The sequence below is a fragment of the bacterium genome (genome assembly GCA_035529855.1).
Taxonomy (GTDB): domain Bacteria; phylum RBG-13-66-14; class B26-G2; order WVWN01; family WVWN01; genus WVWN01.
This window is the reverse complement of record DATKVX010000042.1, coordinates 54,198-81,005: the sequence shown is the minus strand read 5'-3', so window position 1 is coordinate 81,005 and position 26,808 is coordinate 54,198. Positions and strand designations below refer to the sequence as shown.

29 protein-coding genes and 2 tRNA genes are annotated in these 26,808 nt (G+C 59.3%); 18 read left to right on the top strand and 13 right to left on the bottom strand.

Annotated elements, in window-relative coordinates; genetic code table 11:
• The first annotated feature begins 16 nt into the window (after positions 1–16).
• The 18 genes from VMX79_04230 (at position 17) to glgA (ending at position 18,056) form a co-directional block, all read left to right on the top strand.
• The gene (locus VMX79_04230) at positions 17–1,321 is read left to right on the top strand and encodes a hypothetical protein (protein HUV86299.1); all 1,305 of its coding nucleotides are present in this window, start codon (positions 17–19) and stop codon (positions 1,319–1,321) included.
• A gap of 17 nt (positions 1,322–1,338) precedes the next feature.
• Positions 1,339–1,860 (top strand): dCMP deaminase family protein, encoded by a 522-nt coding sequence (locus VMX79_04225; GenBank protein HUV86298.1) that lies wholly within the window; start codon positions 1,339–1,341, stop codon positions 1,858–1,860.
• Complete coding sequence (purH, locus tag VMX79_04220; GenBank protein ID HUV86297.1) at positions 1,860–3,389, top strand: bifunctional phosphoribosylaminoimidazolecarboxamide formyltransferase/IMP cyclohydrolase; 1,530 nt, start codon at positions 1,860–1,862, stop codon at positions 3,387–3,389. Before VMX79_04225 ends, purH begins: the two co-directional genes overlap by 1 nt.
• A gap of 49 nt (positions 3,390–3,438) precedes the next feature.
• The gene (gene purD, locus VMX79_04215) at positions 3,439–4,746 is read left to right on the top strand and encodes a phosphoribosylamine--glycine ligase (protein HUV86296.1); all 1,308 of its coding nucleotides are present in this window, start codon (positions 3,439–3,441) and stop codon (positions 4,744–4,746) included.
• 5 nt (positions 4,747–4,751) lie between these two features.
• Positions 4,752–5,243: a 5-(carboxyamino)imidazole ribonucleotide mutase gene (gene purE / locus VMX79_04210; protein HUV86295.1), complete on the top strand. Its 492-nt coding sequence runs from the start codon at positions 4,752–4,754 to the stop codon at positions 5,241–5,243.
• Positions 5,244–5,248: 5 nt separating this feature from the next.
• The gene (locus VMX79_04205) at positions 5,249–5,920 is read left to right on the top strand and encodes a Sua5/YciO/YrdC/YwlC family protein (protein HUV86294.1); all 672 of its coding nucleotides are present in this window, start codon (positions 5,249–5,251) and stop codon (positions 5,918–5,920) included.
• Positions 5,911–6,540 (top strand): guanylate kinase, encoded by a 630-nt coding sequence (gmk, locus tag VMX79_04200; GenBank protein HUV86293.1) that lies wholly within the window; start codon positions 5,911–5,913, stop codon positions 6,538–6,540. The genes VMX79_04205 and gmk overlap by 10 nt, the downstream gene beginning before the upstream one ends.
• Complete coding sequence (gene coaBC, locus VMX79_04195; GenBank protein HUV86292.1) at positions 6,537–7,721, top strand: bifunctional phosphopantothenoylcysteine decarboxylase/phosphopantothenate--cysteine ligase CoaBC; 1,185 nt, start codon at positions 6,537–6,539, stop codon at positions 7,719–7,721. Before gmk ends, coaBC begins: the two co-directional genes overlap by 4 nt.
• On the top strand, positions 7,722–8,414 hold the full coding sequence (locus tag VMX79_04190; GenBank protein ID HUV86291.1) for a uracil-DNA glycosylase: 693 nt from the start codon (positions 7,722–7,724) through the stop codon (positions 8,412–8,414).
• Between the two features lie 89 nt (positions 8,415–8,503).
• On the top strand, positions 8,504–10,423 hold the full coding sequence (locus tag VMX79_04185; GenBank protein ID HUV86290.1) for a carbohydrate-binding domain-containing protein: 1,920 nt from the start codon (positions 8,504–8,506) through the stop codon (positions 10,421–10,423).
• Between the two features lie 186 nt (positions 10,424–10,609).
• On the top strand, positions 10,610–11,125 hold the full coding sequence (locus VMX79_04180) for a hypothetical protein (GenBank protein HUV86289.1): 516 nt from the start codon (positions 10,610–10,612) through the stop codon (positions 11,123–11,125).
• 12 nt (positions 11,126–11,137) lie between these two features.
• Positions 11,138–12,598 carry a M3 family metallopeptidase gene (locus VMX79_04175; protein ID HUV86288.1) on the top strand — a complete coding sequence of 487 codons (1,461 nt, stop codon included), beginning with the start codon at positions 11,138–11,140 and terminating at the stop codon, positions 12,596–12,598.
• 21 nt (positions 12,599–12,619) lie between these two features.
• A complete protein-coding gene (kdsA, locus tag VMX79_04170) occupies positions 12,620–13,456 on the top strand; it encodes a 3-deoxy-8-phosphooctulonate synthase (protein HUV86287.1) in 837 nt (278 codons plus the stop codon).
• Positions 13,441–14,439: a KpsF/GutQ family sugar-phosphate isomerase gene (locus VMX79_04165; protein ID HUV86286.1), complete on the top strand. Its 999-nt coding sequence runs from the start codon at positions 13,441–13,443 to the stop codon at positions 14,437–14,439. The genes kdsA and VMX79_04165 overlap by 16 nt, the downstream gene beginning before the upstream one ends.
• Positions 14,439–15,047, top strand: a complete 609-nt coding sequence (gene lptC / locus VMX79_04160; protein ID HUV86285.1) for an LPS export ABC transporter periplasmic protein LptC — start codon at positions 14,439–14,441, stop codon at positions 15,045–15,047. The genes VMX79_04165 and lptC overlap by 1 nt, the downstream gene beginning before the upstream one ends.
• A complete protein-coding gene (nrdR, locus tag VMX79_04155) occupies positions 15,044–15,550 on the top strand; it encodes a transcriptional regulator NrdR (protein ID HUV86284.1) in 507 nt (168 codons plus the stop codon). The genes lptC and nrdR overlap by 4 nt, the downstream gene beginning before the upstream one ends.
• A 2-nt stretch (positions 15,551–15,552) precedes the next feature.
• On the top strand, positions 15,553–16,566 hold the full coding sequence (gene galT / locus VMX79_04150; GenBank protein ID HUV86283.1) for a galactose-1-phosphate uridylyltransferase: 1,014 nt from the start codon (positions 15,553–15,555) through the stop codon (positions 16,564–16,566).
• Positions 16,567–16,574: 8 nt separating this feature from the next.
• The gene (gene glgA, locus VMX79_04145; GenBank protein ID HUV86282.1) at positions 16,575–18,056 is read left to right on the top strand and encodes a glycogen synthase GlgA; all 1,482 of its coding nucleotides are present in this window, start codon (positions 16,575–16,577) and stop codon (positions 18,054–18,056) included.
• Between the two features lie 289 nt (positions 18,057–18,345).
• Here glgA and VMX79_04140 read toward each other — a convergent pair whose 3' ends face one another.
• The 13 genes from VMX79_04140 to VMX79_04080 form a co-directional block, all read right to left on the bottom strand.
• Positions 18,346–18,660 (bottom strand): HU family DNA-binding protein, encoded by a 315-nt coding sequence (locus tag VMX79_04140; GenBank protein ID HUV86281.1) that lies wholly within the window; start codon positions 18,658–18,660, stop codon positions 18,346–18,348.
• 98 nt (positions 18,661–18,758) lie between these two features.
• Entirely contained in the window at positions 18,759–19,730 is a 972-nt protein-coding gene (locus tag VMX79_04135) for a DUF4349 domain-containing protein (protein HUV86280.1), read from the bottom strand.
• Positions 19,731–19,813: 83 nt separating this feature from the next.
• Positions 19,814–20,758 carry a signal peptide peptidase SppA gene (gene sppA / locus VMX79_04130; protein HUV86279.1) on the bottom strand — a complete coding sequence of 315 codons (945 nt, stop codon included), beginning with the start codon at positions 20,756–20,758 and terminating at the stop codon, positions 19,814–19,816.
• A gap of 30 nt (positions 20,759–20,788) precedes the next feature.
• Positions 20,789–21,361 (bottom strand): hypothetical protein, encoded by a 573-nt coding sequence (locus VMX79_04125; protein ID HUV86278.1) that lies wholly within the window; start codon positions 21,359–21,361, stop codon positions 20,789–20,791.
• A 110-nt stretch (positions 21,362–21,471) separates the two neighbouring features.
• A complete protein-coding gene (locus tag VMX79_04120) occupies positions 21,472–21,945 on the bottom strand; it encodes a hypothetical protein (protein ID HUV86277.1) in 474 nt (157 codons plus the stop codon).
• Positions 21,946–22,497 carry a hypothetical protein gene (locus VMX79_04115; GenBank protein ID HUV86276.1) on the bottom strand — a complete coding sequence of 184 codons (552 nt, stop codon included), beginning with the start codon at positions 22,495–22,497 and terminating at the stop codon, positions 21,946–21,948.
• Positions 22,484–23,977, bottom strand: coding sequence for a GYF domain-containing protein (locus tag VMX79_04110; protein HUV86275.1), 1,494 nt, complete (start codon positions 23,975–23,977; stop codon positions 22,484–22,486). Before VMX79_04110 ends, VMX79_04115 begins: the two co-directional genes overlap by 14 nt.
• 25 nt (positions 23,978–24,002) lie before the next feature.
• Positions 24,003–24,076, bottom strand: a tRNA-Arg gene (locus VMX79_04105).
• A gap of 55 nt (positions 24,077–24,131) precedes the next feature.
• Positions 24,132–24,653 carry an adenine phosphoribosyltransferase gene (locus tag VMX79_04100; protein HUV86274.1) on the bottom strand — a complete coding sequence of 174 codons (522 nt, stop codon included), beginning with the start codon at positions 24,651–24,653 and terminating at the stop codon, positions 24,132–24,134.
• Positions 24,654–24,683: 30 nt separating this feature from the next.
• Positions 24,684–25,661 (bottom strand): sigma-70 family RNA polymerase sigma factor, encoded by a 978-nt coding sequence (locus VMX79_04095; GenBank protein HUV86273.1) that lies wholly within the window; start codon positions 25,659–25,661, stop codon positions 24,684–24,686.
• 140 nt (positions 25,662–25,801) lie between these two features.
• A complete protein-coding gene (locus tag VMX79_04090; GenBank protein ID HUV86272.1) occupies positions 25,802–26,089 on the bottom strand; it encodes an acylphosphatase in 288 nt (95 codons plus the stop codon).
• A 6-nt stretch (positions 26,090–26,095) separates the two neighbouring features.
• Entirely contained in the window at positions 26,096–26,548 is a 453-nt protein-coding gene (locus VMX79_04085) for a TIGR00725 family protein (protein ID HUV86271.1), read from the bottom strand.
• A gap of 47 nt (positions 26,549–26,595) precedes the next feature.
• Positions 26,596–26,669: transfer RNA gene (locus VMX79_04080), tRNA-Pro, on the bottom strand.
• Between the last annotated feature and the right edge of the window lie 139 nt (positions 26,670–26,808).

The following is a 26,808-nucleotide window of genomic DNA, read 5'->3' as shown; positions in this document are numbered from 1 at the left end:
GGATGCGGATAAGACGATGGGAGGTAAAAGCGGCGTATTAGCGAAGACTTTTTTTATATATTTAACCCTTTTCGTTCTCTTCGGGGGGTTGTACTTCGGTTGGGGTATAGCGCTGGGAAAGGCGGGCGGGTACGAGTACGTTAACGCGCTGCTTAACGCCGACCACAAACGCGTCGTCCGCGATCTTACGGTCGTGGCCGGCGATCACGACCGGACGGATGCACACCCGCTCTTCGTCTTACTTTTAAATCCCGTCGGCGTACTGCTCAGCGGAGGGTTTGGCTCCAGGCTCGTCGCGGCGGTAGCGATGAATTCGGCGGCCGGGGCAGCGTGCGTCGTTTTGACTTGTGCTTTCTTCCGGCGGGCGGGTTTCGGGTGGCTTTTCGCGGTACTCTACGCCGCGATACTGGGGCTATCGTCGACGCATATTTTTTTCGGGGCCACGCCCGAGACGTGGATATTCGCCGCGTTGGGGATAATATTACTCTACTTCTTGGCGGCCGTTACCCCGGGTCGTACGTCGGCGTTTGTGCCGGCGGCCGTATTCGCGGCGGGGATGGCCACGACCAACTTGGTACCCGCGGCCCTCGCGTTTGCGGCCGGTATTTACAAACGCGCTAGTCTTAAAGCCGTATTAATTAAAACAATAGTTTTCGGCCTGGTCGTAACCGGTTGCGTAGCGGTTCTCAGCGTAGCACAAAAGCTCCTGTATCCGCGCTCGACGGTTTTCTTTCTCCCGGAGGTTTACCGTTACGAATTCAGCACCTACTCGCCTATCGTCAAGTACTTCGGCGGCTTAGAACTAAATTACCTGTGGGCGAGGTTAAGGGCGGTGGCGGGGGTTTTGTTCCTGTATAACGTCGTCGCGCCCCAGGCCGTCGTCCGGTGGTATTCCGCGGGCGAATTCTGCCTTCCGCTTAAACCTTTCGTCGACGTCGATTTCGCGCGGTTCGGCCCGGTGGGATTTATCGCGGCGGCGTTTTGGCTCGGGTTAATAATTTGGGCCGCGTACTCTTTTATCAGACACAAAGAAAACCGGACGCCCGTTTTAATCGGGTTGCTGTTGACGTTGGCGTTTAACGTAGCATTTTATTTTTTTTACGGAACGACTTTATACGTGTACGCGATAAGCACCGCGTTTCCGTTGCTGGCTTCGGCGGCTTTGGCGCTGCGTCCGTACGGCCGGCCCGGGACCAAAGCGTTTTACGTACTCGCGGGCGCGTTAACGTGCTTTTTGGTTTTAGAGCTAGCCAACAACTTACGGTTTTTATACCAAATACTCGGCGCGTTCCGAGACTACCCGTTCCCCCTAACGCCCTAATTTGCGCGAGATACCGTATGGACCTTCCTAAAGATATAGCCATTTTACTCGAGCAGCTCGGCATCTCGGAGACGCCGCCGGTGCGCCTCCGGACGCGGAAGAGCTGGGACGAGTACTTTACGGGCATCGCCGCGCTCGTCGCGGAGCGCTCGACCTGCCTGAGCCGGAACGTCGGCGCCGTTCTGGTTCGCGAGCGGCGCATCCTGGCCACCGGGTACAACGGCGCGCCGGCGGGCTTGCCGCACTGCCCTTTTTGCATCCGGAAATTAAGCAACGTCCCTTCCGGCGAGCGACACGAGTTGTGCCGCGGCCTGCACGCCGAACAGAACTGCTTAATACAGTGCGCCCGCAACGGCGTCTCCAGCAACGGCGCGGCGATATACGTGTACGGCGGTACGCCGTGCGTGATTTGCGCGAAGATGCTGGTCAACGCCGGCGTGCGGCGCGTCGTCGCGACCGAGAAGTACCCGGACGAGCTCGGGTTGGCCATTATGGAAGAGGCCGGAATCGAAACCAAGGTGATAGGAGGGAATCAGTAATGGCGGCGCGCGCGGCGTTGGTCGCGGTTTACGATAAAACCGGCGCGGTAGAATTGGCGCGGGGCTTGGCCGAGCTCGGCTATCAAATAATCAGCACGGGCGGCACGGCGCGCCGTCTGCGCCGCGCCGGCGTCGAAGCGGTCGAAGTCGCCGACGTAACGGCCTTCCCCGAAATCTTGGGCGGCCGCGTCAAGACGCTGCACCCGAAGATATTCGGCGGCATCCTCGCCCGGCCTACGCCCGGCCACCGCAAACAGCTCGCCCAAAAGCGCATCAAGGCCATCGACGTCGTCGCCGTCAACCTGTACCCTTTCGAGGAGACGGTGAAAGGCGCGCGCGTTTCCGAACGGGAGGCGGTGGAACAAATAGATATCGGCGGCGTCGCGCTGCTGCGCGCCGCGGCCAAGAATTTCGAACGCGTCGTCACCCTGTCGTCGCCGTCGCAGTACGAGGAGGCGCTCGAGCGTTTACGGTCCGGCGGCAACGACGTGGGTTGGCGATGGGAGCTGGCGCGCGAGGCCTTCGGCGTGACGGCGCGCTACGACGCGGCCGTCGCCAACTACTTCGGCGGGTGGACGCCGCGGCGGAAGAGGTTCGCGGACCATCTACTTTTAGAATACGAGAAGATAACGGAAGCAACGTACGGCGAAAACCCCCACCAGCGGGCCGCTCTCTACGGTGGCGGGGCTGCCGGCTTTAAACAACTCGCCGGGCCGGCGCCTTCGTACAACAACTTCCTCGACCTGGCCGCGGCCGTCGATTTGGCGAACGAGTTCCAAAGGCCGGCGTGCGTCGTCGTGAAGCACAACAGCCCCTGCGGCGTCGCACTGGCGGATACGCCGGCGGAGGCTTTCCGGCGCGCCTGGGCCGCGGATGTGTTGTCGGCTTTCGGCGGCATTGTCGCGTTTAACAAAGCCGTGGACGACGACGCCGCGGCGGCCATGATGGCCAAGGGGACCTTTTTCCACATCTGCGCGGCTTCCTCGTTTAAGAAAGGCGTAGTGGAGTATTTACGGACCGCCAAGCGTTGGACCGACCGCTTGCGCGTTTTCGCGGGGAAATACACGCGGCCTCGCCTCGAGTACCGAAGCGTCCTCGGCGGCCTATTGGTCCAGGATACGGACCGGCGGCCCGCGGCGCGCGATCGGTGGGAGCAGGTGGCCGGGCCGGAGGTGCCGCCGGACGTAATAGAGGATTTGCGGTTCGCGTGGACCGTGGCCAAGTACGCGCGCTCCAACGCCGTGGTAATAGCTAAGGACTCGGTTACGTTGGCTATAGGCGCCGGGTCCGTCAACCGCCTGTGGCCGGCGGAAGACGCGGTTCGCCGCGCCGGCGAGGCCGCCCGGGGCGCGGTAGCGGCGTCGGACGGCTTTTTCCCCAAGCCGGATACGCCGGAAGCCCTCTGTCGCGCCGGGGTGCGGGCCATCGTTCAACCGCCGGGTTCCAAAGGCGACGAGGCCGTCGTCGAGCTCGCGAAGGAGTACGGCGTCGCGCTGTTCTTCGCGGCCAGGCGCCATTTCAGGCATTGAGGAAAATAGGGAAGTCGGATTTCTGCGTCGTCTAAGAGGATAGGGTATTATGGTCGCCAAAGCGTCGAAGAAAAAGAAATCGGTCCTCGTCGTCGGCGGCGGCGGCCGCGAACATACGCTCGCGTGGGCGTTCCATAAATCTCCCCAGGTCGGGAGGGTGTTCGCGGCGCCCGGGAACGCCGGTACGGCGCAAATAGCCGAGAACGTCGCCGTCGGCACGGGCGACATAGAAGCTCTCGCGAAATTCGCACAGAAAGAGAAAGTCGACCTGACGGTCGTAGGCCCGGAGGCGCCGTTAGCAGAAGGTATCGTCAACCGGTTCCGCGCCGCCAAATTACCCATCTTCGGGCCCACCAAGCAAGCCGCGCTCATCGAATCCTCGAAAATTTTCGCGAAGGAACTAGCCCTCAAGGCCGGCATACCGACGGCGCCGGCGGAGATATTCGACGACGCGGAAGCCGCTCGGCGCTATATCGACATAAGCGGCGCGCCGTGCGTGGTTAAAGCGGACGGCCTCGCCGCGGGTAAAGGGGTTACCGTCGCGATGACGGAGGAGGAAGCGTACGCCGCGGTCGAGGCGGCTATGGTCGAGAGGAAGTTCGGTCCGGCCGGAGATAGAATCCTTATCGAGGATTATATAGGCGGCGAAGAGGCGTCTATTTTGGCCGTCACGGACGGCGAGCATATAGCGGTGATGATTCCGTCGCAGGACCACAAACGTCTAAAAGACGGCGACGCCGGGCCTAATACGGGCGGGATGGGGGCGTACGCGCCGGCGCCCGTCATCGACGGGAAGACGCTCAAAACGGTTACCGAAACCATTATTGAACCGGCGATTGTCGCTCTGGCCGCCGAGGGGACCCCTTATCAGGGTTGCCTTTACGCGGGTTTGATCGTGGATTTCGAAGGGCCGAAATTGTTGGAGTTTAACTGCCGCTTCGGCGACCCAGAAGCGCAGGCGGTGCTCCCTTTGCTCCAGGACGACCTTTACGAGGTGTGCGCGAGCGCGACGGCCGGCAACCTTGGGTTTAATCATTTCGAGTGGAGGCCGGGGGCGGCCGTGGCGGTCGTCGCCGCGTCGAAGGGCTATCCCGGCGAATACGACAAAGGCCTCGTCATCAAGGGATTGGATAAGGTTGCCGCGATGGAAGACGTCATCGTCTTCCACGCCGGTACCGCGGAGGAAAGGGATAAGGTAGTGACCGCCGGCGGCCGCGTGTTAGCGGTAACCGCGCTCGGCGTTACCGTTGCCGACGCCATCAAGAAAGCGTACGAAGCTATGGGGCACGTACGGTTCGCCGGAATACAATACCGTCGCGATATAGGCTACAAAGCCGTGGCGCGGAGGAGGGGATAACGACAATGGGCAAGACGTCTCCAGTCGGTATCTTGGTGGGAAGCGATTCCGACCTCGACGTAATGAAGAGCGCCGCGGCGACGCTCGAGGAATTGGGCGTCGGTTACGAGTTACGCGTCGCCTCGGCGCACCGGACGCCGGCCCGGGTAAGGGCGTACGCCGAAGAGGCCGCGGGTCGCGGCGTTAAGGTTATTATTTGCGGGGCCGGGATGGCCGCTCATTTGGGCGGCGCGGTTGCCGCGTTGACGGAGTTGCCCGTAATCGGCGTGCCGATGCCGGGCGGCGTCGCCGACGGCCTCGACGCGCTGCTCTCGACGGTGCAGATGCCGGCCGGGGTCCCGGTCGCGACCGTTGCCGTCGGGAAAGCGGGGGCGGTCAACGCCGCGCTGTTGGCCGCTCGCATCCTCGCCCTCCAGGACGCGCAGCTCGCGGTCCGGCTTCGTGAATATCGCGAGAAAATGGCAACCGCGCTCGAGGGGCAGGACGGCGCGGGTTAAAGACTATGGCCGAAATCGTTAAATTGGATAAGGTGGGGGTAGCCGGTGGCGTGGGCCTCGTGGCCGCGGCGATAAACGCCGGGTACCTGGTAATATTGCCCGCCGATACCGTATACAGCTTGACGGCCGCGGTTTTTCGCCCCCAAGATATTCCAAAAATAAGAGACGGAAACGAAGTCACGCCGTGGCGCGAGCCGGTGGGGAAGTTATACGCGCTCAAGGGCCGGCCGGGACGCCAGCCGTCCATCATCTTGGCGCCCGACTGGCAATATGCCCGTTTGCTGGCGCGGCAGAATTTGGACCGTATCGAGGAGTTCTGCCGTCGCGTCTCCAACCCGGTTTCGGCGGTCGTCAACGCCAAATGGGATTGGCGGCCGCCGTTTACCAACGCCCGCGGCGGCGTCGCGCTCCGCGTCCCCAAAGGCGGCTTCATTAAAATCATCCTCAAATTCTGTAAGTTCGCTTTTTCGGTGAGCGCGAATTACGCGCGGGGGGAGGAGCCCTATCTCCTGGGGCAAGTTCCGGCGACGATATTGAAACGGTCGACCCTCGCGTTAGACGCCGGGTATTCGCCGTTGCGGAAGCCGTCCTTTATAGTGGATTTTACGGTCGACCCGCCCAGGCCGCTGAGGGGAGGAAAGGAGCTCGAGGAGGCTTTGCTACAGTTTTGGGAATAAAGGGCGCAGCGGATATATTTACGTTGATAAGAAAAAAGAGGCCGGGTTGCCTGTTCGTGTTCACGGGGCCGTCCGGCACCGGCAAATCCACGATCTGCCGCGCCGTTTTAAAGGACGTTTCCGGTATAAGTTTTTCCGTTTCCCACACGACGAGGCAACCCCGCCCCGACGAGGTCGACGGCCGCGATTATTATTTCGTTTCGGAAAAGGATTTCGAATCGTTAGTAAAAGAGGGCCGTTTCGTCGAGTACGCCGCGGTGCACGGTTATCGGTACGGCACGTCCCGCGACCAGCTGGAAGAAAAACTGGGCCGCGGCGACGCCCTACTCGACGTCGACGTCCAAGGGGCAAGTCAAATTAGGGCCCGTTATCCCTCCGCGCCGTCGGTTTTTATCCTGCCTCCTTCGTTGGACGAGTTGCGGGCCCGTCTAGTGGCTCGGGGGCAAAACGACCCGGCGGACATCGAACGCCGTATCTCCCAGGCGGAGCTCGAGGTCCGGGAAGCGGTCGATTTCGATTATTTCGTCGTAAACGACAGCCTGGAAGACGCGGTCGCCGCGGCGAAGAGCATAATCGAGGCCGAACGTCATAGTTTAAGTAGGAGGCTCGGCGTCCGATGAAGATAATTTTAGGCGTATCGGCGAGCGTGGCTATCTATAAGGCGGCCGAACTGGCGCGCCTACTTATCCGCGAGGGGGCCGACGTAACGGTCGTGATGACGTCGAACGCCGCTAAACTCGTCGACCCGCGTCTCTTCGACGCCGTAACCGGCCGCCCCACGATAACGGACTTGTTCGCCCGCGAACACGCGTTCGCCCACCTGGAAGCCGCCGAGGGGGCGGACGCTTTCGCGGTCGTGCCCGCTACCGCCAACGTGCTCGGAAAACTCAGCGCCGGCATCGCGGACGACGCTCTCACTACGGTGGCGCTCGCGGTCGGTTGCGGCCGCCTGGTCGCTCCCGCGATGAACCCGAAGATGTGGGCCAAGGCCGAGGTTCAGCGTAACGTCTCGACGCTGCGCGAATTCGGCTACGTCGTCGTCCCGCCGGAAGAGGGACGGACGGCATGCGGCGACGTCGGCGTAGGGAAGTTGGCGGACGTAGCCGTAGTAGGCGAGGATATCCTCCGGTTGGCCCACGGTAAAACCGCGCTGGACCGTAAAAAACTCGTCGTAACGGCGGGCCCGACGCGGGAGCGGTTCGACGCGGTCCGGATACTCACCAACCCCTCGAGCGGCCTGATGGGGTACGAAATCGCGCGGCGCGCGGCGCGGCGAGGCGCGGTCGTTACGTTGCTCTCGGGCGCCCGCGACGACCGGGCCGCGCTTGGGAGCACGGTTAAAGTAATCAGAGTGGAATCGGCGGCCGAATTGTACGAGGCGACCGCGGCGGCGTTCGAAGACGCGGACGCGCTGGTAATGGCCGCCGCCGTATCCGATTACCGGTTCGACGAATCCCATGACCATAAAGTTAAGAAAACCAGGGATAAAATTAATGTTACTTTAACCCCTACCGTAGATATAATTTCGGAACTAGCTGTAAATAAGGGTGATAGGTTGATAGTAGGGTTCGCCGCCGAAACGGATAATATAGTTCAGAACGCTAAGGATAAGCTGTTGAAAAAGAAGGTCGACTTGGTCGTCGCGAACGTCGTAGGCCGTGCCGGCGTTGGTTTCGGCTCGGAGAACGCGGAAGCGGCGATTATATCGGCCGATGGGGTAGAAGACATAGGCGAAATTTCGAAAGCGGAGCTCGCGGAAAAAATCCTCGACGAGCTTGAGCGTTTGTGGGGAGTACCTTAAATGACGGCTAAGCGAATCGTAAGAGCGGTGGCGGAGAACCTAAGGGCTTTAGGGGTGAGGGAGGTAATCGTCGAAACGGATGCGTCGACGTTGTTGGGGAAAGGCGCGGCCGGTGATACTTCTCCGGAAGAGGACCGTTCGCGGGAGGGCCTTATTCGAAAAGAGGCCGGCATAGTGGAAAAGTGTAGGAAGTGCGGTTTGGGTTCCCAGCGGACTCACGCCGTGTACGGCGACGGTAATGAATACGCCGAGATAGTGTTCGTAGGCGAGGCGCCGGGGGCGGAAGAAGACCGCCAGGGCTTGCCTTTCGTCGGGAGGGCCGGACAATTGCTGAATCGCTTGCTCGAGCAAGTCGGTTTGAAGCGGTCGGAGGTTTACATCTGCAATCTTTTAAAGTGCCGACCTCCCGAGAACCGGGACCCTCTACCGGAGGAGCTCGCGGCCTGCCGCCCCTACCTCGACAAGCAAATCGCCGTCATTAAGCCGCGGGTTATCGTATGTTTGGGTTTATACGCGGCCCAAGCGATATTGAACGTTAAGGAGTCGATGGCGCGGTTGCGCGGCGCCTCTCACAAAATCGGCGATATGACCGTCATACCGACTTACCACACGGCCGCGGCGTTGCGGTTCCCCGCATATAAACAACAGATATACGACGACCTCTGCCGCGCCCGCGACCTCGCGTACGGATAAGACGGCGTCCGCCGCCGCCAGCGACGGCGATAACGAATAACCGATTAAATATTTCGCGACGCGAACGGCTCGCAGCCGCGTTGGGCGCGGTGAGCCTCGCGTTTTTTTATTTCGTTCTCAGGTCCCAGAACCACCCGACCGACGCGGTATTGTACGCGCTGGCGGCGGACGTAAAAGACGCGTACCCTTTCTTTCACTGGCATCACCTCCTCTATACGCCGCTGACGTGGTTGCTCGTGCGCGGCGCCCGTTCGCTCGGTTACGTGGGCGGCGAGTTTACGCCTATCGCCGCGCTCTCCGCGACTTCCGCCGCTGCGGCGGCTACGTTATTTTACCTCTCGCTAAGGCGCCTCGGCGCGACCGTATCCGGGGCTTTCCTCGCGGCCGCGGCGGCGGCCCTCTCCGCGTCTTGGTGGTACTTCGCCGGCGAGGCCGAGGTTTTGGCTTTGGTGGCGTTGTTTTTGGCCGGCGGGTTGTATATTTTAACCGCGGCCCGGGTGAGCTATAAAACGATTTTCGCGCTGGCGTGTTGGCTCGGCCTGGGGACCCTTTTCCACCAGATCATAATTCTTTTTATCCCGGTATGCGCGCTCGTCGTAGGGTGGGGAAGAAGGGGGCGCTTCGCCAGGCTCGGCTTATTTTTGGCGGCGTACGGCTTTATAGTTATTATCCCGTACGTGCTGGTACCGGCACTCTATTACCGCGTCCGTGGATGGGGCGGGTGGGTCAAGTGGGTAACTCATTATTTCTGGTGGGGAGATTGGGGTTATTTTACGCGCGAGCGGCTGGCGCGAGGCTACTTGACGATGCTGAGCGCGGTGGCGGCGGGACCCAGCCCTTTCGACGCCGGTAAAACGCTTACGCTTGGGGCGTTGTCGCGAAATTACATCCCGGCGGTACTAGTTTTCGCCGGTGCTTTGGGCACGGTGGCCGCGGCGGCGCGACGTTTGTGGCGCGAGAAGCGGCGGTGGTTGGTCGCCGCGGTCGTTTGGTTCGCGTTCTTCCATATTTTCTTTTCCTGGTGGGAACCCGAAAACGCGGAGTGGTGGATAGCGACGACGATGCCGATATGGCTGCTCTTCGGCCTGGCCGTTCCGCCGCGCAGGGCGTTCCACGTGGCCGCCGGTTGCGCTTTGTGCGCGTTAGCGGTTTTGAATTTCAACCGTTTAATCTACCCGGCCACGCTGGCCGGCAAAAACGAGTCGGAAGAAGCGGCGCGCGTTATCGTATCGGCTACTGAACCGGGAGACGCGGTACTGATGTCTCACGTGGACGTCAATTGTTGGATCGACTACTTGAGCCGGCATACGCGGACGTTGCCTACCCCCCAGCCGTTTTGCGAACCGCCCGCCGACGCGGCCGAGAAACTCGAGGCTTCGGCGTCGTGCGGATTCCCGGAGTATACGGCGACCGGCGGGAATTTGTATTTCACCGATTTCGAATGGGACGACCCGACGTTGTACGGACGGCCCGGCGCGAGCGATGTACGCGTCGTATTTTTCAGGATGCTCAGAACGGGGGAGCCGGTGACCGTATTAAATTTCCCGGGCGGCGAGAGAGTGCTTTACCGTTTTACCGAGTACGGCGACGATATCCGCGACGTACGAATATTCGAGGCCGAAGGCTCGAGCGAAACCGCCGACCGCGCCGTCCTCGGGCAAACCGGCGACGTCGCCAAGGCCGACGTCTTTATAGCGAAAGCGGGCCGTTACGTATTGTGCGTTCAGGCCTCCGGGGCGCAGGCCGAGGGGATTTGGCCGGTTATGGAGGTCGCCGTCGACGGCGTACGACGCGGGACGGCCACCGTCGACGCGGCGTTCTGGCGTTTCTACGAGCTGGAGTGCGAGCTGGGCGCCGGCCCTCACGAAGTGGAAGCGGCTTTTCGCAACGATTACTACGACGCGGCGTCGGGAAGCAACCGCGACCTGTACGTTAACCGTATAGTAATTTACCGCCGTGAACCCGGAAAAATCAATTCCGGCTCAAAAACGATACGTCGAGGACGCTAAGGGAGGAGGCCGGACTATAGAAAGCGAAGCGAGGGTGTCGCATAAGTGGTTGATTATCAAGTGTTTACGGTAACCGCTTAACCTTTAGCGAGAGACGGAAGTAAGATTTTATGTTATAATTATGCAATATCGAATTGCGGCCGCTCAACGTGGCGCGATGGGGCCGCGATTCCATGTTAAGCGAGCGTGACAGGCGAAAACCGGTATATATTCGGCCGCGAACGTCATTCTACCAAGGCGGTCTGCCTCGTAACCGTCGTTACGGCTCTTCCTCCCGTTATCGGTTTTTGGGGGACCTTTGATATCGCGCGCGGCATTTTCGCGAGTGCTTATCTAACGGTATGCTTGTTCTGGTATATCGTCGTCCAGCCTAAATTGGTTTGCGCGAGTTGTGCCTACTACGACGGCGTATGCGCCCGGGGGTTGGGTAAAATCGCGGCGTTATTGTTCCGGCCCGGCGTGAGCCACGACGGTTGGGGGGCGAAGCTCGCGGCGTATTTCTGGCGTTACTGGTACGCCGGCGTACCCGCTTGCGGTTTTTTATATCTTTTAATTTTTAGATTTTCCTGGTTTACGGTTATATCCTGCGCGGCTTTCGGCGTCGCGGCCGTTGCGGCCTATTTAGTCTCCCGCAATTATTGCTGCGTTGATTGTCTGGTCCGCAATACTTGTTTTCGTTCGCCGTTTCGAGAGAAAAAGTAGAGGAGGCCACGGGTGACCGAAGACCCCGTACGCAGTTTGAAAGAAGTGGAGGGGGAGCTCGAGGCGCTGCACGCGGCCGAGGGCGAAGACGTCTTCAGCCTTTATTACGAACACGCCGACGTCGACGTCGCCGCGCACGAGAAAAGGCGGCGCGACGCGTTGTTGGCCCCGGAAGTCGCGGCGGCGTGCGAGGCGATACTGGCCGGTGACTACGACGCGTCCTCCCGAAGGCGGGCCAAGATCGTTTCCGATTGGGTTACGCTGGCGCGCGCGGAAACCGACGACGTAATAGACCTAAAAGAAGAAATCCAGAAAATCGTAATAAACGTCAAGCCGACGCTGGATGGAGAGGAAATCCCGCGCCACCGAAAGACGAGTATACTTTTTAAGGAGGCCGACCGGGACGTGCGGCGGCGCGCGTTCCAATCGGAGGGTAAACTCCGGGAGGAGCTATTCGAACGGGCTCGGCGGCTTTATCGCTTGCGGAACGACGCGGCCCAAGCCTTGGGTTATGAGGATTACCCTTCCTTAGCGTTGGAGGGAGAGGCGCTTACGTTATCGGAGTTAAAGGATTTAATAGATAAATACGAGCGGGCGACGAGGCAACCGTACGAAGAACTGATGGCCGAGGGGGTAGGCCGGTTTCAACTGGATAAGGTAGAACCCTGGGACGTGCATTACGTTACGGACCGGCTCTGCGCCGCCGACGATAAATATTTCCCCAACGAAGCCGCGTTGCCCTCGTTGGCCGACGTCGTCAAAGGGTTCGGCCTGGACCTCGAGGCGCTGGGCATCGCTTTGCACGCCGACGCCGATATACCTTACGGCGGCCTTTGTTTCGCGATACGCATCCCCGACGACGTCCGCATACTCCTTAATTTAAAGGACGGCATGTCCGATTTGCGGGTCCTGTACCACGAGTTCGGCCACGCCGTCCACCGCAAGTTCACGGCCGCGGAAAATTTCTCCCTCAAAGTCGGGGACGCCGGCTTCTTCGCAGAGGCGATGGCCGACACGTGGGCGTTATTGGTGGACAGGCCGGCGTGGCTGCGCCGGTTCACGAAGATGCCCGAGGACGAAATCGCGCGCGTAGCGGATGCCGCCGAGAAGTCCTTCGCGGCTCGGGTTCGCCGTTTTATGGCGGCGCAGAGCTTCGAGATAGACGCCTACAGGAACGCCGACGGCGACCTGGCCGCGACGTTGGACGACTACGCCGAACGTTTCCTCGGTTACCGCTACGGCGACGACGGGATGTGGGCGGAACAGTACTTCCCGCTCCTTTACCCGATGTACAGCAAGAACTATATGCTCGCGAGGGTGGTCCAGCGCGCCGTCCACGGTTATCTCGAGCGCGAATACGGCGAACCGCTGGGCGAACCCAAAGCGTTCGGGTTCCTGGCAGACCGGTTTTACGCGGACGGCGCGTTACGCACGTGGAAGGAGAAACTGGCGGCCGTAGGTATGGAACTCTAGCGCGCGTTTGGACGCGGCGTTATGCAAGCCAAGACCGTTAAAATAGGCGACGTAACCGTGGGCGGCGGCGCGTTCGCGCTCATCGGGGGCCCGTGCGTCATCGAGACCGAGGCGCTAGCCGTCGAGACGGCCCGGTACGCCGCGGGCGTTTGTGCCGAGCTGGGTATTCCGTACGTCTACAAGTCGTCGTACCTCAAGGATAATCGCTCGAGCCACGAGACGTACCAGGGCCCGGGGCTCGAAAAAGGGCTCGCCGTTCTCTCCCGCGTCCGCGAGGAGGTGGGCGTTCCGGTCCTCTCGGACGTACATACCCCCGCCGAGGTCGCCGCGGCCGGCGAAACCTTGGACTGCCTTCAACTGCCGGCTTACTTGTCGAAGCAGACGCAGCTGACGCTGGCTTTGGCCGCGGCCGGCAAACCGATAAACGTCAAAAAGGCTCAATTCTTTAAACCGGAACAAGTCGCGATACCGGTGCGGAAAATCGAATCCGCCGGTAACCGCGAAATCCTGATTACGGAGCGGGGTTCGGCTTTCGGGTACGGCGACATCGTCTTCGACCCCCGCTCGCTCGTTACGCTGCGGTGTTTCGGCTATCCCGTATTCTTCGACGTAACGCACGTAGTTCGGTTGCCCGGTGCGACCAGCGACGACCCGGAGGGGGGCTTACGCGATTACATCTTTCCGCTGGCGCGCGCGGCCTGCGGCGTCGGCGTAGACGGCCTTTTCCTCGAGTTTCACCCCGAGCCGAAGCGAGCGTTGTGCGACGCGGCGAGTATGTTACCCATGGCCCGGCTGGGCGAAGTGTTACGGCAGTGTTTAGAAATCCACTCGCGCGTGAAAGGATGGCCGGACAACTGATGGCCGACGACGTGAAGAAAGACGCCCGCCGGGTCGTAACCATCGAGGCCGAGGCGGTACGCGCCTTGGCCGACTATATCGACGACGGCTTCGTGGGCGCCGCGGAAGCGATACTGGCTTCCGAAGGCCGTACGGTCTTATTGGGAATAGGGAAGTCGGGCATAATCGCACAGAAGATCGCGGCTACGCTTTCGTCCACCGGCACGGCCTCTTTTTTCCTCCACCCGGCGGAGGGGGCACACGGCGATTTGGGTATGGTCCGCCCGGGCGACGTCGCCGTCGCCGTCTCGTACAGCGGCGAAAGCCCCGAAATATTATCCCTCGTACCGGCGCTTAAGGAGAGGGGAGCGACGCTCATAGCTATGACCGGAAATCCGGCCTCGTCGCTCGCGCGCGAAGCGGATTACGTCATAAAGACGGCGGTCGACCGCGAGGCGTGTCCTTTGGGGCTCGTCCCCACCGCCAGCACCACCGCCGCCCTCGTTATGGGGGACGCGCTCGCGGTGTGCGTCATGCGGAAACGTGATTTCGGGGAGGAGGATTTCGCCGCCGTCCACCCGGGCGGCACGCTGGGCCGGCGGCTGCTCTCCAAGGTGTCGGAGCTGGGGCACGCCGGCGACGAGATACCAAAGGTTGGCGAGACCGCTTCGTTCGCCCAAGCCGTAGCGGAGATAAGCGCCAAGACCTTCGGCGTCACCGCCGTCGTGGACGAAGAAGGCCGCTTGATGGGCGTGATTACGGACGGCGACGTGCGGCGGGCGTACGAGCGCGGCCTGGCCACGGACGAGCATAACGCGGCCGACGTGATGACGAAGGACCCCAAAACCATCGAGTTCGACGCTACGGGTGCCCGGGCTCTCCACGTTATGGAGAAGTATCAGATTACGGCTCTGTTCGCGCTCGACGGGGAGCGACGGCCGACGGCTATTATCCATATTCACGACATCCTGGGGCGCGGCGCCGCGACCGTGAATTTCGACTGATGGGAAGACGGGAAATACTAATTACTTTCTGCGCGGTGACCGTCGCGGCGTGGGCGACGGGCGGGTGCCGCGACGGCGACGAGGAGTTGCCGCCGCCGCCCAAGAACTTGCCCACGCAGGTCATCGACGACTTCACCCTCACGGAAACGAGCGGGGAGGACATCTCCTGGCGGTTGAAGGCCGAACGGGCGGATATATACGACTATGCCAACGAAGCTAAAGTATTCGTCGTACACGTGGACTTCTACGAGGACGGCGTCTATAGCTCGACGCTCACCGCCCGGGAGGGCACTATAGACCTGTTGCGCCACAATATGGAGGCGCGCGGCGACGTCGTACTGGTGTCGCGCAAGGACGGGGCCGTGTTGAAGACGGAGGAGCTCAATTGGGATTCGGACAAGGGCCGGATATACTCCGACGCGTATTGCACGCTGGAACGCGGCCGGAGCGTCATCCGCGGCCAAGGTTTCAAAGCCACGCCCGGCCTTGAGTCGTTTTCCACCCACGAGCTCGACGCCGACATTCTCGACAAGGAGATGCGCGGCTTGGACGCCGGAAGGAAACTTGGGGCCGGGACCGGCGAAGAACCGGGCGGAGGGCCGAAATGAGGTGCCCCTACTGCGCGAAGGTGGAGGATAGGGTAGTCGACTCGCGGGCGGTCGACGACGGCCACGTAATCAGGCGCCGCCGCGAGTGTCGGTCCTGCGGCCGCCGTTTTACGACGTACGAGCGGCGCGAAGACGTCCCCATGCTGGTTATCAAGAAGGACGGTACGCGCCAACCGTTCAGCCGCGAGAAAATAATCAAGGGTATCGTGACGGCTTGCGAGAAGAGGCCGGTGTCGCACGACGACATAGTAGCCCTCGTGACGAAAATCGAACGTGACCTCGGCGCGACGTACGAAGGAGAGATACCGAGCCGCGCGATAGGGGAACGGGTAATGGCGACCCTTCAGGAGTTGGACGAGGTCGCCTACATAAGATTCGCCTCCGTTTACAGGTCGTTCCGCGACGTCGGCGAGTTTATGGACGAACTCCACAAGTTGATGGGGCCGGGAGAAGGCAAGGAAGCCGTTGCCCCGCGGCGTTCCAAGAAGGCGGTCGGGAAGTAGCGGTGCCCGAATTAAGGAGAGACCCGGTCGTAGGGCGGTGGGTGATTATCGCCGCCGAGCGGGCGAAAAGGCCCCAGGATTTCTTACCTATCGAGAATACCCACACCACGTCGGAGGGTAAGCGGAATTGTCCTTTTTGCCCCGGCCGCGAGGACCAGACGCCGCCTGAGATTATGGCGTACAGGCCGGGTGAGTCGGCTCCCAATTCGCCGGGGTGGACGGTGCGCGTCGTCCCCAATAAGTATCCGGCGCTCCAAATCGAAGGCGAGCTCGACGCCCGAGCCGAGGGAATATACGACCGTATGAACGGCATCGGCGCGCACGAGGTCATTATAGAGACGCCGGACCACGACGCGACGCTGGGGGGGATGCCGCTGCATCAGTTGGAGGCGATGGTGCACGCGTTCGTGGACCGTATGGCCGACCTCGAGAAGGATACGCGCTTCAAATACATACAAATATTTAAAAACGTAGGTGAGGTGGCCGGCGCTAGTTTGGAACACCCCCACTGCCAACTTATCGCCACCCCCGTAGTACCGAAACGCATAACGGAAGAACTCGCCGGCGGCCTGGCGCATTTCGAGTATAAGGACCGTTGCGTCTTCTGCGATATACTAAGGCAAGAATCCGACGAGGGTGCGCGGCTAATATTCGCCGACGACCTGGTCGTGTCGTTCGTTCCGTTCGCGCCGCGCTTCCCGTTTGAGATCCAAATCGTACCGAGGCGGCACGTCTCTTCTTTTAAAAACATCGTCGAGGAAGAGGTAAAGCATTTAGCGAGCCATATAAAGTTGGTTATCGGGAAGGTAGACGGGTTGTTGGGTACGCCGCCGTATAACCTGGTGCTCCATACGGCGCCGTGCGGCCTCGACGAGTTGAAGCATTACCACTGGCATATCGAGATAATACCGAAATTGGCGAAAGTCGCGGGTTTCGAGTGGGGGACCGGTTTTTATATAAACCCCACCGTCCCCGAACAAGTGGCCGAACATCTACGGACTTATCGTGTTGACTGAGGTCCTTTATGGCTAAGTTAAAAGTAGTCCTGGTCGTTTCGGAGGCCGTGCCGTTCGCGAAAACCGGCGGTTTGGCCGACGTCGCCGGCTCCCTCCCCAAAGCGTTGGCGAAGGTGGGCGCTAAACCGGCGCTCATTATGCCGTACTACAAAGAGGTGGCCCGCGGCGGATTCGGTGAGAAGAGGGTGGGCCGTTTAGAAGTGCCGGTGGGCGCCAATAAGATAACGACTAACGTCTACGCGACGGTCATACCGGATACGGACATACCGGCGTTCTTTTTAGGGTACGACCCCTATTTCTACCGGGACGGCTTGTACCAGGAACGGGGGATCGACTACCCCGACAACGCGGAGCGTTTCACGCTGTTATGCCGCGGCGCGCTGGAACTTATGCTCGCCGAGAATATGCATCCGGCTTGTATAAACGTGCACGATTGGCAGACGGGCTTGATTCCGGTGTATATCAAGGACCACTACGCCGAGGAATTCGCCGGCACCGGTACGTTGTTAACGATACATAATACCGGGTATCAGGGTAATTTCGATAAAAAATATTTTCCCATCACCAACGTCAGCTGGAACCGGTTCGGAATGGACGACATGGAATTCTTCGGGCAATTCTCGTTCCTCAAGGCCGGGGTCGTACACGCCGACGTTATCAACACCGTCAGCGACCGTTACGCCGAAGAGATCCAAACACCCGAATTCGGCTTCGTTATGGACGGCGTCCTTCGCCAGCGCCGTGCGGACCTGCACGGCGTATTGAACGGCATAGATTACGCGATTTGGAATCCGAAAAAGGACCCCCATATAACCGCTAATTACCGCGCCGAAAACCTCAAGGGCAAAACCCTGTGTAAGCAGATGCTGGAGAAAGAGAACGGTTTCACCTTCGAGAATAAAAAGGCGCTCGTCGGTATCGTTTCACGCCTCGCCGACCAAAAGGGTTTCGATATCCTGGTAGACGGCATCGATAGTATATTACAGCTGCCGTGCCGCTACGTCTTGCTGGGGACCGGCGACCGGAAATACCACCGCCTATTCGAAGAAGTAGCCAAACGACATCCTAAAAAATTCTCGGCGCACTTGGTATTCGACGACGCGATGGCGCACCGCATATACGCCGGCTCGGATATGGTATTGATGCCTTCGCGTTACGAGCCGTGCGGTTTGGGCCAGATGATCGCGATGGCTTACGGTACCGTACCCGTAGTTAGGGGTACGGGGGGGTTAGCGGATACGGTAATAGACGCGGACTATAATAAACGGGAGGGCGTAGGCTTCGCGTTCGGGCCGTATACGGGCCGCGCTATGGTGGAAGCGTTGGAACGGGCGTTGGTGGCGTACGGCCGGCCCAGACGATGGCGTAACATAATACGGCACGGGATGGCCAAAGACTTCTCTTGGGAGCGGTCGGCGCGGGCGTATATGAAACTTTACCGTATGGCGAAGAAGAAGAAGATAGGGCTTAAGAAGAAGCCGCAACGTTAAAAGCTCCCTATTTGAGGGAGCTTTCAAAGTATATACGGAATTAAAATATTAAGTAATAATTCTTAACTAACTGGTATTAAAAGGGTAAAGGTAGATGAAAGGGGGTGCGAAAAGGCCAGATGTTACGTCCGATAATATATATTATGTTAATATAACATATCGGCTTTTACGACCCCTTTTATTTCTTCTTATGTCTGTTTGCCCGCGACCTCTTTTTCCGTTTATGCTTCGCGATCTTCTTACGCTTCCTTTTTTTAGGACAACCCATTCTTCACCTCAATTTACCGATTTACGGGCGCCATCCGGGCGTGGTTTCCTCTTCATTACGGCCTTCGTCGAGCAATTTCTTCAAGGCTTTCGAAGTTTTAAAGGCCGGCGTAACTTTGGGCGCTACGTAAACGCTTTCGCCCGTTTTAGGGTTTCGCGCCGTACGTGCGGGCCGGTTCTTCACGGCGAAAGAACCGAACCCGCGCAGTTCGACTTTCTCGCCGTGAGCCAACGCGTCCGTAATCGTCTCGAGGACGGCGTCGACGACGCTTACGGCCTCTTTTTGCGTTAAGTTATGTTTTTTCGCTATAGAACGCGCCAAATCCGCTTTAGTCATTCGTTATACCTCCGCGCGGTAAACGCGGTTGCCGCGATGACCGTTATTCGGTAAGGTTCCCGCCGCCCGGGCAGGAATATGCGGCGGGAACCGAGCTCTTAAGCGTCTATGGCCGCTTGTTTAGCCTTACGCCTCCGGCGTTGTATTATCCAAATGACGAGCCGTATTATCAATACCGATATTATTAGTAATATTATAAACGGCAGCAACACGATGACGGCCTGGACCAGGAAGATACAAATCCGGATGGCTATGCGGAAAGCGTCTTTAACGGCTTTGCCGAAGCTGTAGCCGGTAGGAACAGCGGCGTGCGGTTCTTCGAGGTGGATTGTTATGGTCGACAACCCTATTTGGGAGTCGAAGTAGCGGATTTGGCCTTTGAAACGCTCGATATTTTCGGTTACGCGTTCTATCTCCCGCTCCACTTCCAGGACGTCGGGTACGGTCCCGGTGCGCTTCGCCAGGATCTCGAGGTAGCGGCCGCGCGTAGCTTCCGCGTTTTCGAGGCGTGCCTGGACGTCTACGTACTCCTGCGTGACGTCTTCGGTGGTGCTACTCTCCGATACCAGCCGTCCTATTCCCCGCAAAGCCCTCACCGTTTCGTCGTACTTCGACGGGTGCACCTTTAACGTCACCGAGCCGAAGACGTACCCTTCTTCGGCCACGGCGCGGTTGGTCCCGACGACGAGCGCTTTCTCGGCCGCGGCTACGGCGTATACTTCTTCGAACCCCTTATCTACGTCGTCGACCTCGCACGTAATGTCGGCGGTTTTAATGAGTTTTAATTCGCCCGCGATGTCCGCGGCGTTGGCTTCCGGTACGCCGGCCGAAGCGTCGCCTACGTCGGTCGCCCGTTCCGTTCCGGGCACGTCGGTAGATGTGGTAAGCGTACCGCCGTCGCTGCTTTTGCGCTTCAAGTCTTCCGCGGGCGCAGGGGGCGCGGCCTCGGAGGCAACTCCCTCTTCGTAAAATTCTTTCTCGCTGGAAACGGGGGCTTTTTCGGCTTTCTTGGCACAGCCGACTGCCAGAACGAGTGCGAAACTCGACAATACTACGGCTAATTTACGCACGTCGCGACTCCCTGGGTTGACGATTTAGTCGTCCGTTAAGCAACGCCGGCCCTCTACATCGACGGCGGCCGGCTCTCTTATTTTTAATAGAGAGAATATTTCAACTCTACGCGGGTAGTTGGTTCGCCCACCCCTAAAAGCTCGGTGCGGACGCGTCCGAAAAGTAATTCGTAAAGAGATTGCTCCTTGGGCCTTTTCCTCACGATGGTGGGACGCCCTTTGACGCCGATCTCTCGCGCGACGTCTTTCAAGCATTTTTGGAAATTACCCAACTCGTCTACAAACCCCAGCTCTTGCGCTTGCCGGCCCGAGAAAATCCGACCGTCCGCGTATTCCATGACGTACCGGCGCACGCGGTATTTCGTGGGTTTCTTTACGCCGGCTTCTTCGAGCCTGTCGGATATGGTTTGACGCCGCGCGTCGACTACCGTGTCGAGGAACTGCTGGTAGACGTCGTCCACCGTTTCGCCGAGCAGGGCTTCTTCTTCGGGCGTCATAGGCCGGAAAGGCGAGCCGATATCCTTGTAGCGGCCGCTCTTGATGGTCTTGCTCGAGAGCCCTATCTTGCCGAAAAGGCCCTCCACGTTCGTGAAGGTCATTATGACGCCGATGGACCCGGTGAGGGTCCCCGGCGCGGCGTATATTTTATCGCTAGCGCAAGCGACGTAATACCCTCCCGAAGCCCCCAGCGTAGACATATACGCGTAAACTTTTTTGTTCTTTTCTTTAAGCCGTAGTAATTCCGCATAAAGCTCTTGCGACGGCGCTACCCCACCCCCCGGGCTGTCGATGTAGAGGACGACGGCGGCGATGGTAGGGTCGTCCCGGTAGGAGTGGATTATTTTAATCGTCTCTTCCGAAGATACTATCGACCCCTTTATATCCAATATCGCGATCTTCTTCCCCACGGGCGAATAAGCCTTAACCTCGGGGAGGAAGCGACAGAGTAAGGCCAAAGCTACGATTATCGTGAGCAGCGCGAACAGGGCCGCTCCCCCACCCATCAGCCACCATTTCTTTGACGACATAACCTTTTTGAAAACCTCCTCGTCGTACGTTCAGTAACCTCGAAGGGCCTGAAGGTGCTTCACGGCCAGCGCGTTTAGGACGGGGTCGTCGTCCAATACCAACGCCCGTTTCCAAAGGCGGATAGCTCGACCTACGTCGCCGGTGTCTTCGGCCAGAAGCGCCAACAATCGTACGCGCGAAACGTCGTCGTATACCCCTTCGTCTTTTTCCAGGATTTCCTCGGCCTCTCGGGGAAGGCCCTTTTCCTTTAGAACCAAAGCCAGATTATATTCCGCACGGCGGCTTAATGCGCCGCCCTCTTCCGCGACAAGACGGTACTCGCGCGCGGCTTCGCTCAGATACGCAAGCTTGTGCCATACTACCGCTACGTTGAACCGCGCGGGAGTGAAATCCGGGTCGGCCGCCAGCGCCTCCTCGTAGTACGAAACGGCCAGGTTGAGGTTTTCCCCTCGGTAGCGATTCCCGTCGGCGTCGAATTCGTACGTCAAAGCGAGGTTATACAAGATCGCCGGTTCTTCGGGGTATTCCGCGGCGATCTTCAGAAAAATCTCGCTCGCTTTCTTGCGGTCGCCGGCCCGGGCGAAACCCACCGCTTCGTCCAAAGCCGCGGTAAAAACTGGAGCGCTGTCTTGGCTGCGGCCGACGGCCGCGATTAATAAAAAAGCCGCCGCGACCGCAGTTACGAGAGGACTTCGGCTGGTCGGGAGCGATCTCAATCTTTCGTAAGACCTACTATACGGTCAATACCCTTCGAGAGGTTTGCTTCGCCCGTAACGTTTGCGCTGTTGGAGGATATTACGGCGCCGTTAGCCGTGCTGATAAAATCGACCGTAATAGTATATTTATTGCCTTTTTTGGTTACTTTCCCGCGGCAAGCTACCATCGCGCCGAGCTTCTTCCCCAGCTTCGCCGCGATAGCCGTCGACACCGGTTCGCCTTTGCCTATCTCAGAGCCCTCCATGATTTTGTCTATTTGTCCGGGTTCGACGACTTTATATTTTTCCAAGTAGGCCAGCGCCGTCATTAGGTAATGCGCGACTACGGGGCTAACGTATCCGCTAGCGCCTTCGGTTTCGAAATTGAAGACCGCTATTACGGGTTTGGTCGTTTTGGCCGGCGCCGGCGAAGGGTGGACCAGGGCCAACGCCGAGAGTAGCCATAGGATTCGGAAAACGTTTCTGGCCATCTATCCTCCTCGTACGATGCTGGCGGAATCGTTGCCGTATCCGGCCCCTACGGCGGCCGGGTGGTTCATATAACGCGCGAAGACGCGCATACGTTCGCGTAAACTCCGGAGATTTATGTATATCAAGTTCGCGTCGCTTTTACGTATCTCTTCGAGGTAGGCCTTGAAATACCCCGAGACGTCGGGGTGTTCTCGCACGAAGGAGTCGATAAGCAGCTCGTGGCGTAAAAACCGGTTAATCGAGCGCGAGTAAGAATAGGTGGTCTCCACGTGGTCGATGTACGCTTGCTCCACGTAGTCGATTTCCGGGGGCGGGTCCGCGCTATTTCCTCCCGCCGACAACCTGGCGAAGTAACGGGCGTGGAAAAGGCGGTCGACGAGCGACGTCAACAGGTTTTTTAACCGGCCCGGCGCTATCGATTCGGCTCCGTTTTCCCCGAAGCAGGTTAGGATCTCGTCGATTAGCTTACCGGCATTCGCAAACGCCGCGTCCCGGGCGTTGGCGAATACTCTCCGGTTCCGTAGTAGGACCTCCGTATTAGTAAACTTCATCGAGAATAGTACGTTGTTCGCGCAAGTAGTCTATCTCGTGAGATTCGGTCAATACCGTACCGGCCGCGCGATCGCCGACCCTACGCCCTTTAGGGTCCGTAAACGCGTACACGACGTCTAATATGTTTAGGAGAGGTACGAGCAACGTTATATTGCGGACTATCGAGTGGACCACGGTGGCCGGTCGGTCGTAGTCGTTAATTTTGACGACCCGTAAGCCCATAATGCGCTTGCCGATGCTCGCGCCGCCCGCGTCCCGTACGAGGAAGTAGAAGATACCCAGGCCGGCGATCGTACCCCAAAACCATTGTTGGTAATAATATTGGTCCGGCCCCGGCAAGTAAGGGTTCATATCCAAAAAGCTGAATATGAGGGCGACGATGAAGTACGAGAGGCTAATAAAAAATAGATCTACCAGTTGCGCCGCTACGCGCCTGATGAACGAAGGCCGCGAGAAATCCAACACGACCGTACGGTCGATCTCAACGCCTTTACCCTTCCCCAACGTAATCTCTTCTTCCTCCGCGGATACCTGTTTGAACTCCACTTCGTCGACCGAGATTTTCGGGGTTTTGGGTGGAGCCGGTCTTTCCTCCGGGGTCGGGGGCGGTATGGTTAGCGATACCAGGTCCCCCACTTGGGGTTCGGGGATACTTCTTTCGGGCGGTGATAACGCCGGTTCGCCGGCCGGGACGAGGGGCCGGGTCGCCACCGGCGGCGGGGGCGGCTTCGGCCCCGGGGGCGGTGCGAGGCCGCGGTCCGGGGGCGGCGCCGGCGCGCGCTCCAGCGGCGCGGCGGGTTCCGGCGGCGCGGTCGCCACCGGCGGCGCGGTCGGGCCCCCCGGCGGCGCCGGAATCGAAGGTTCTTCGGCGAACATAGGAGGCGGGACTTCCGGTTCCGGCGTTTCTAAATCCGCGAAGACGTCCGCGAAATCGGCTACTTCCGTGAACTTTAACCACTTCTTCGATTGCGGTTCCCAAACGTAGTGGTCGCGGTTAAACTCGCCGTTCAGTATCTTTTCTTCGACTTCGCCGAATTCGAACGGGCCGAAACGAGCACCCTCCTTACCGAGGTAATACTTTTTTACGGCTTTCCGGGGTACGGCTCCGGTGAGGAATTCCGCGAATACGGCGTGTTCGGAAGCCTTCAACCACCGGTTGGATTCGGCGTCCCAAACGAAATGGGAGCCTTTGAACCGGCCGCGCTCGATTTCCTTGATTATAGCGTCCTTGGGGAACGGGCCGCCGGTCTTGCCCTCGACGTTGATAAAGTAACCCTCTTCCTCCACGGACGCCGCGACGGCTTCCTGTTCGAAGATCGCGGCCAACTCGGCGTGGAATTTTATTTTAATCCACCTGCCCTGCTTCGCTTCCCAGACGTAGTCTTCCTGCGATACGGCCTTATCCCTAACAAGCTCGCGGAACTCGGCGATGCCTAGCGGGCCGCGCTGATTCCCGTTGATATTTAAATAATACTCCATAGTAGCTCCGGGGACGGCATCCCTGCGCGCCCGAGAGGATTCGAACCTCCGACCTGTGGTTTAGGAAACCACCGCTCTATCCGACTGAGCTACGGGCGCTTCCAAAGTTAACTTATAACATAATAAAGCGTTCCGTGCAATATGGCATACTAGGTTAGCCGTAATGGATTATGGAAAATACTTCGTAGTCGCGGAGCTTATCCCGACCCGATAAGAAGTCTAGTTCGACCAAGAATACGAAAGCTTCCACCGTCGCATTACACGATTCCACGAGTCTCGCGGTGGCGAGAGCCGTACCGCCGGTAGCCAGGAGGTCGTCGCAAACCAGGACCCTGTCGCCGGCGTCGAACGCGTCAGCGTGCACTTCCACGGCGTCGGTGCCGTATTCCAGTTCGTACTCCTCGCGCCGGGTGTCGCAGGGCAATTTACCGGGTTTGCGGATGGGAACGAAGCCCGCGCCCAGAAGGTACGCTACGGGGGCGCCCAGGATAAACCCCCTGGCTTCTACCGACGCCACGTAGTCGACGCCGCGGTCGCGATACCTTTCGGCCAAGGCGTTTACGGCAAGTTTGAAAGCCTCCGGTTCGCGCAGCAACGTCGTAATGTCCTTAAATATGATTCCTTCTTTAGGCCAGTCGGGGACGTCCCGGATGTGGCTTTTAAGTCTTTCCTCGATCACCTGATGCTCCTTTCGGCCGGCACGACGTTATGGAACGTCACCGAACATATTATCACTCGAACCCCCCTCGGACTTGGCCATTTGCCGTAGTTTGTTCAACGCCTCTTTCTCTATTTGGCGCACGCGTTCGCGCGTTATCCCCAATTTCTCGCCGGTCTTTTTTAAGGTTAGCTGTTCGTGGCCGTCGAGGCCGAACCTCATCCGTAAGACGTCCTGCTCCCTTTTGCTAAGGCGCTTCATTAGTTCGGCCAGTCTACCGTACCGCACGAGCAGATAAGCCGTCGCGTACGGCGCTTCGGCTTTATCGTCCTCGACCTTTTCCAAAAGCGACCGCTCGGACCCGGGCAGTTCGGCGTCGAGTTTGTAGGTCCTGCGGGACGACAGGAGGATCCGTTCGACTTGTTCCCGCGAAATACCCATAACCGCCGCTACTTCGGCCGGCGCCGGTTCCCGCTCCAGCTCGTGAGCCAATCCCTGCAGGGTACGGAAATATTTCTTGGTAAGGTCGACGACGTGTACCGGCACCCTTATGGTCCTCCCCTGATTTATCAGCGCTCGGTTTATGGTTTGCCGAATCCACCACGTGGCGTAGGTGCTGAACCGACAGCCCTTGAGGTACGAGAACTTCTCCACCGCGCGGATAAGGCCGAGGTTCCCCTCCTCTATGAGGTCCAGGAAAAACATCCCTCTGCCGATGGACTGCTTCGCGACGTTTACTACGAGGCGCAGGTTGGAGACGATCATCTTGGCCCGGGCGTCGCCGTCGCCCTTCTCTATCTTCCGGGCCAGCTCGATTTCTTCCTCTTTAGTTAGAATGGGGATCTTGGAGATATCCAACAGGTACGCCCGCACGAGGTTGGCCTCGTACTCCTTCTCCGACTCGAGGTCGTCTATGACCTCGGAGATCTGGTCGGGCCCGAGGGCGTCTTCGTCTTCGGCCTCCGTCTCTTCGTCGAGGCGGTCCGGTTTTTCGGGGCTTTCGTCGGGGGGCGGTTTTTTTGCCACGTTATTCCTCAACGGCGAATCACGACGAGCCTGGAAGCGGCGACGTCAAGGCCGTTTTGAAGCCTTAAAATATATACCCGGCACGATACGCCGGCCGGGGGCGCGAATAGTCGTCCTGTAAACACGCGGCCTTGGCTGGATCAAAACTTAACGTCGAACGATGCGAATTCTCCCCTCGGCTCCTCGTCTATCCCGTCCACGCGACGGATGCGGCCGTAAGGCGGCCCTTGGCGGAGAACCCGTTCGAAACCCAATACCTCGTCGCGCGGCCCCTCGAGCACGGCTTCCAACGAGCCGTCGTACATATTCCGCACGTAGCCGGTCACTTTGAACACCGCCGATTCGCGAACGGCCCAATAACGGAACCCCACGCCCTGGACTACGCCCGAGAATAATAACCTGCGCCTGACGACGTCGGCGGAGAGCATCTTCGTTTACTTCAATAACGACGCGAGCTTGGCTACCGCGGCCTCCGCGTCCGGCGCCGGCCATACCCCCTCTATGCCGGGCCAGGTATTTATACCTACCACGGGTTTCCCGAGTTTTAAGGCCAGCGCTATTTCGGATAAAGTCCCGTAACGGCCGCCTACGGCTATTACGCCGGAGGCCGCGGCGACGAGTACCGTATTTCGCGCGTGGCCCAATCCTGTGGGGATTATTATATCTATGTAATCGTTGGCGGTCGCCGCGTCGTACGTCGGAAGGATGCCGACCGTCGTGCCCCCCGCTTCCCTGGCTCCTCTGCTCGCGGCTTCCATTACGCCCCCCAGGCCGCCGTTGATTACTATCCATCCGCGTTCGGCGGCTCGACGGCCGACTTCGTAGGCGGTCTCGGCGAGCCCCGGCTCGGCGGCCGCGTCGCCGATTACGCTAAGTTGGACGAGCATAAATTATCGGTTGCCGCGGCACCGGTAGGGCCGCGGCGACGGGAATTTGGGGGCGAGAGGATTTGAACCTCCGACCACCTGCCCCCCATACAGGTGCGCTACCGGACTGCGCTACGCCCCCGCGTCAGCCTATATAATATATAAAAACAACCCGCGCGGCAACCGAAAAATTCGCCCCACCGTCCCTTAAGACAACGGTCTTGCGCGGCAGGGATGCCTTTTGCGACCTACTCGCGTCGTTCGCTTCCGCGTGGGCCGTA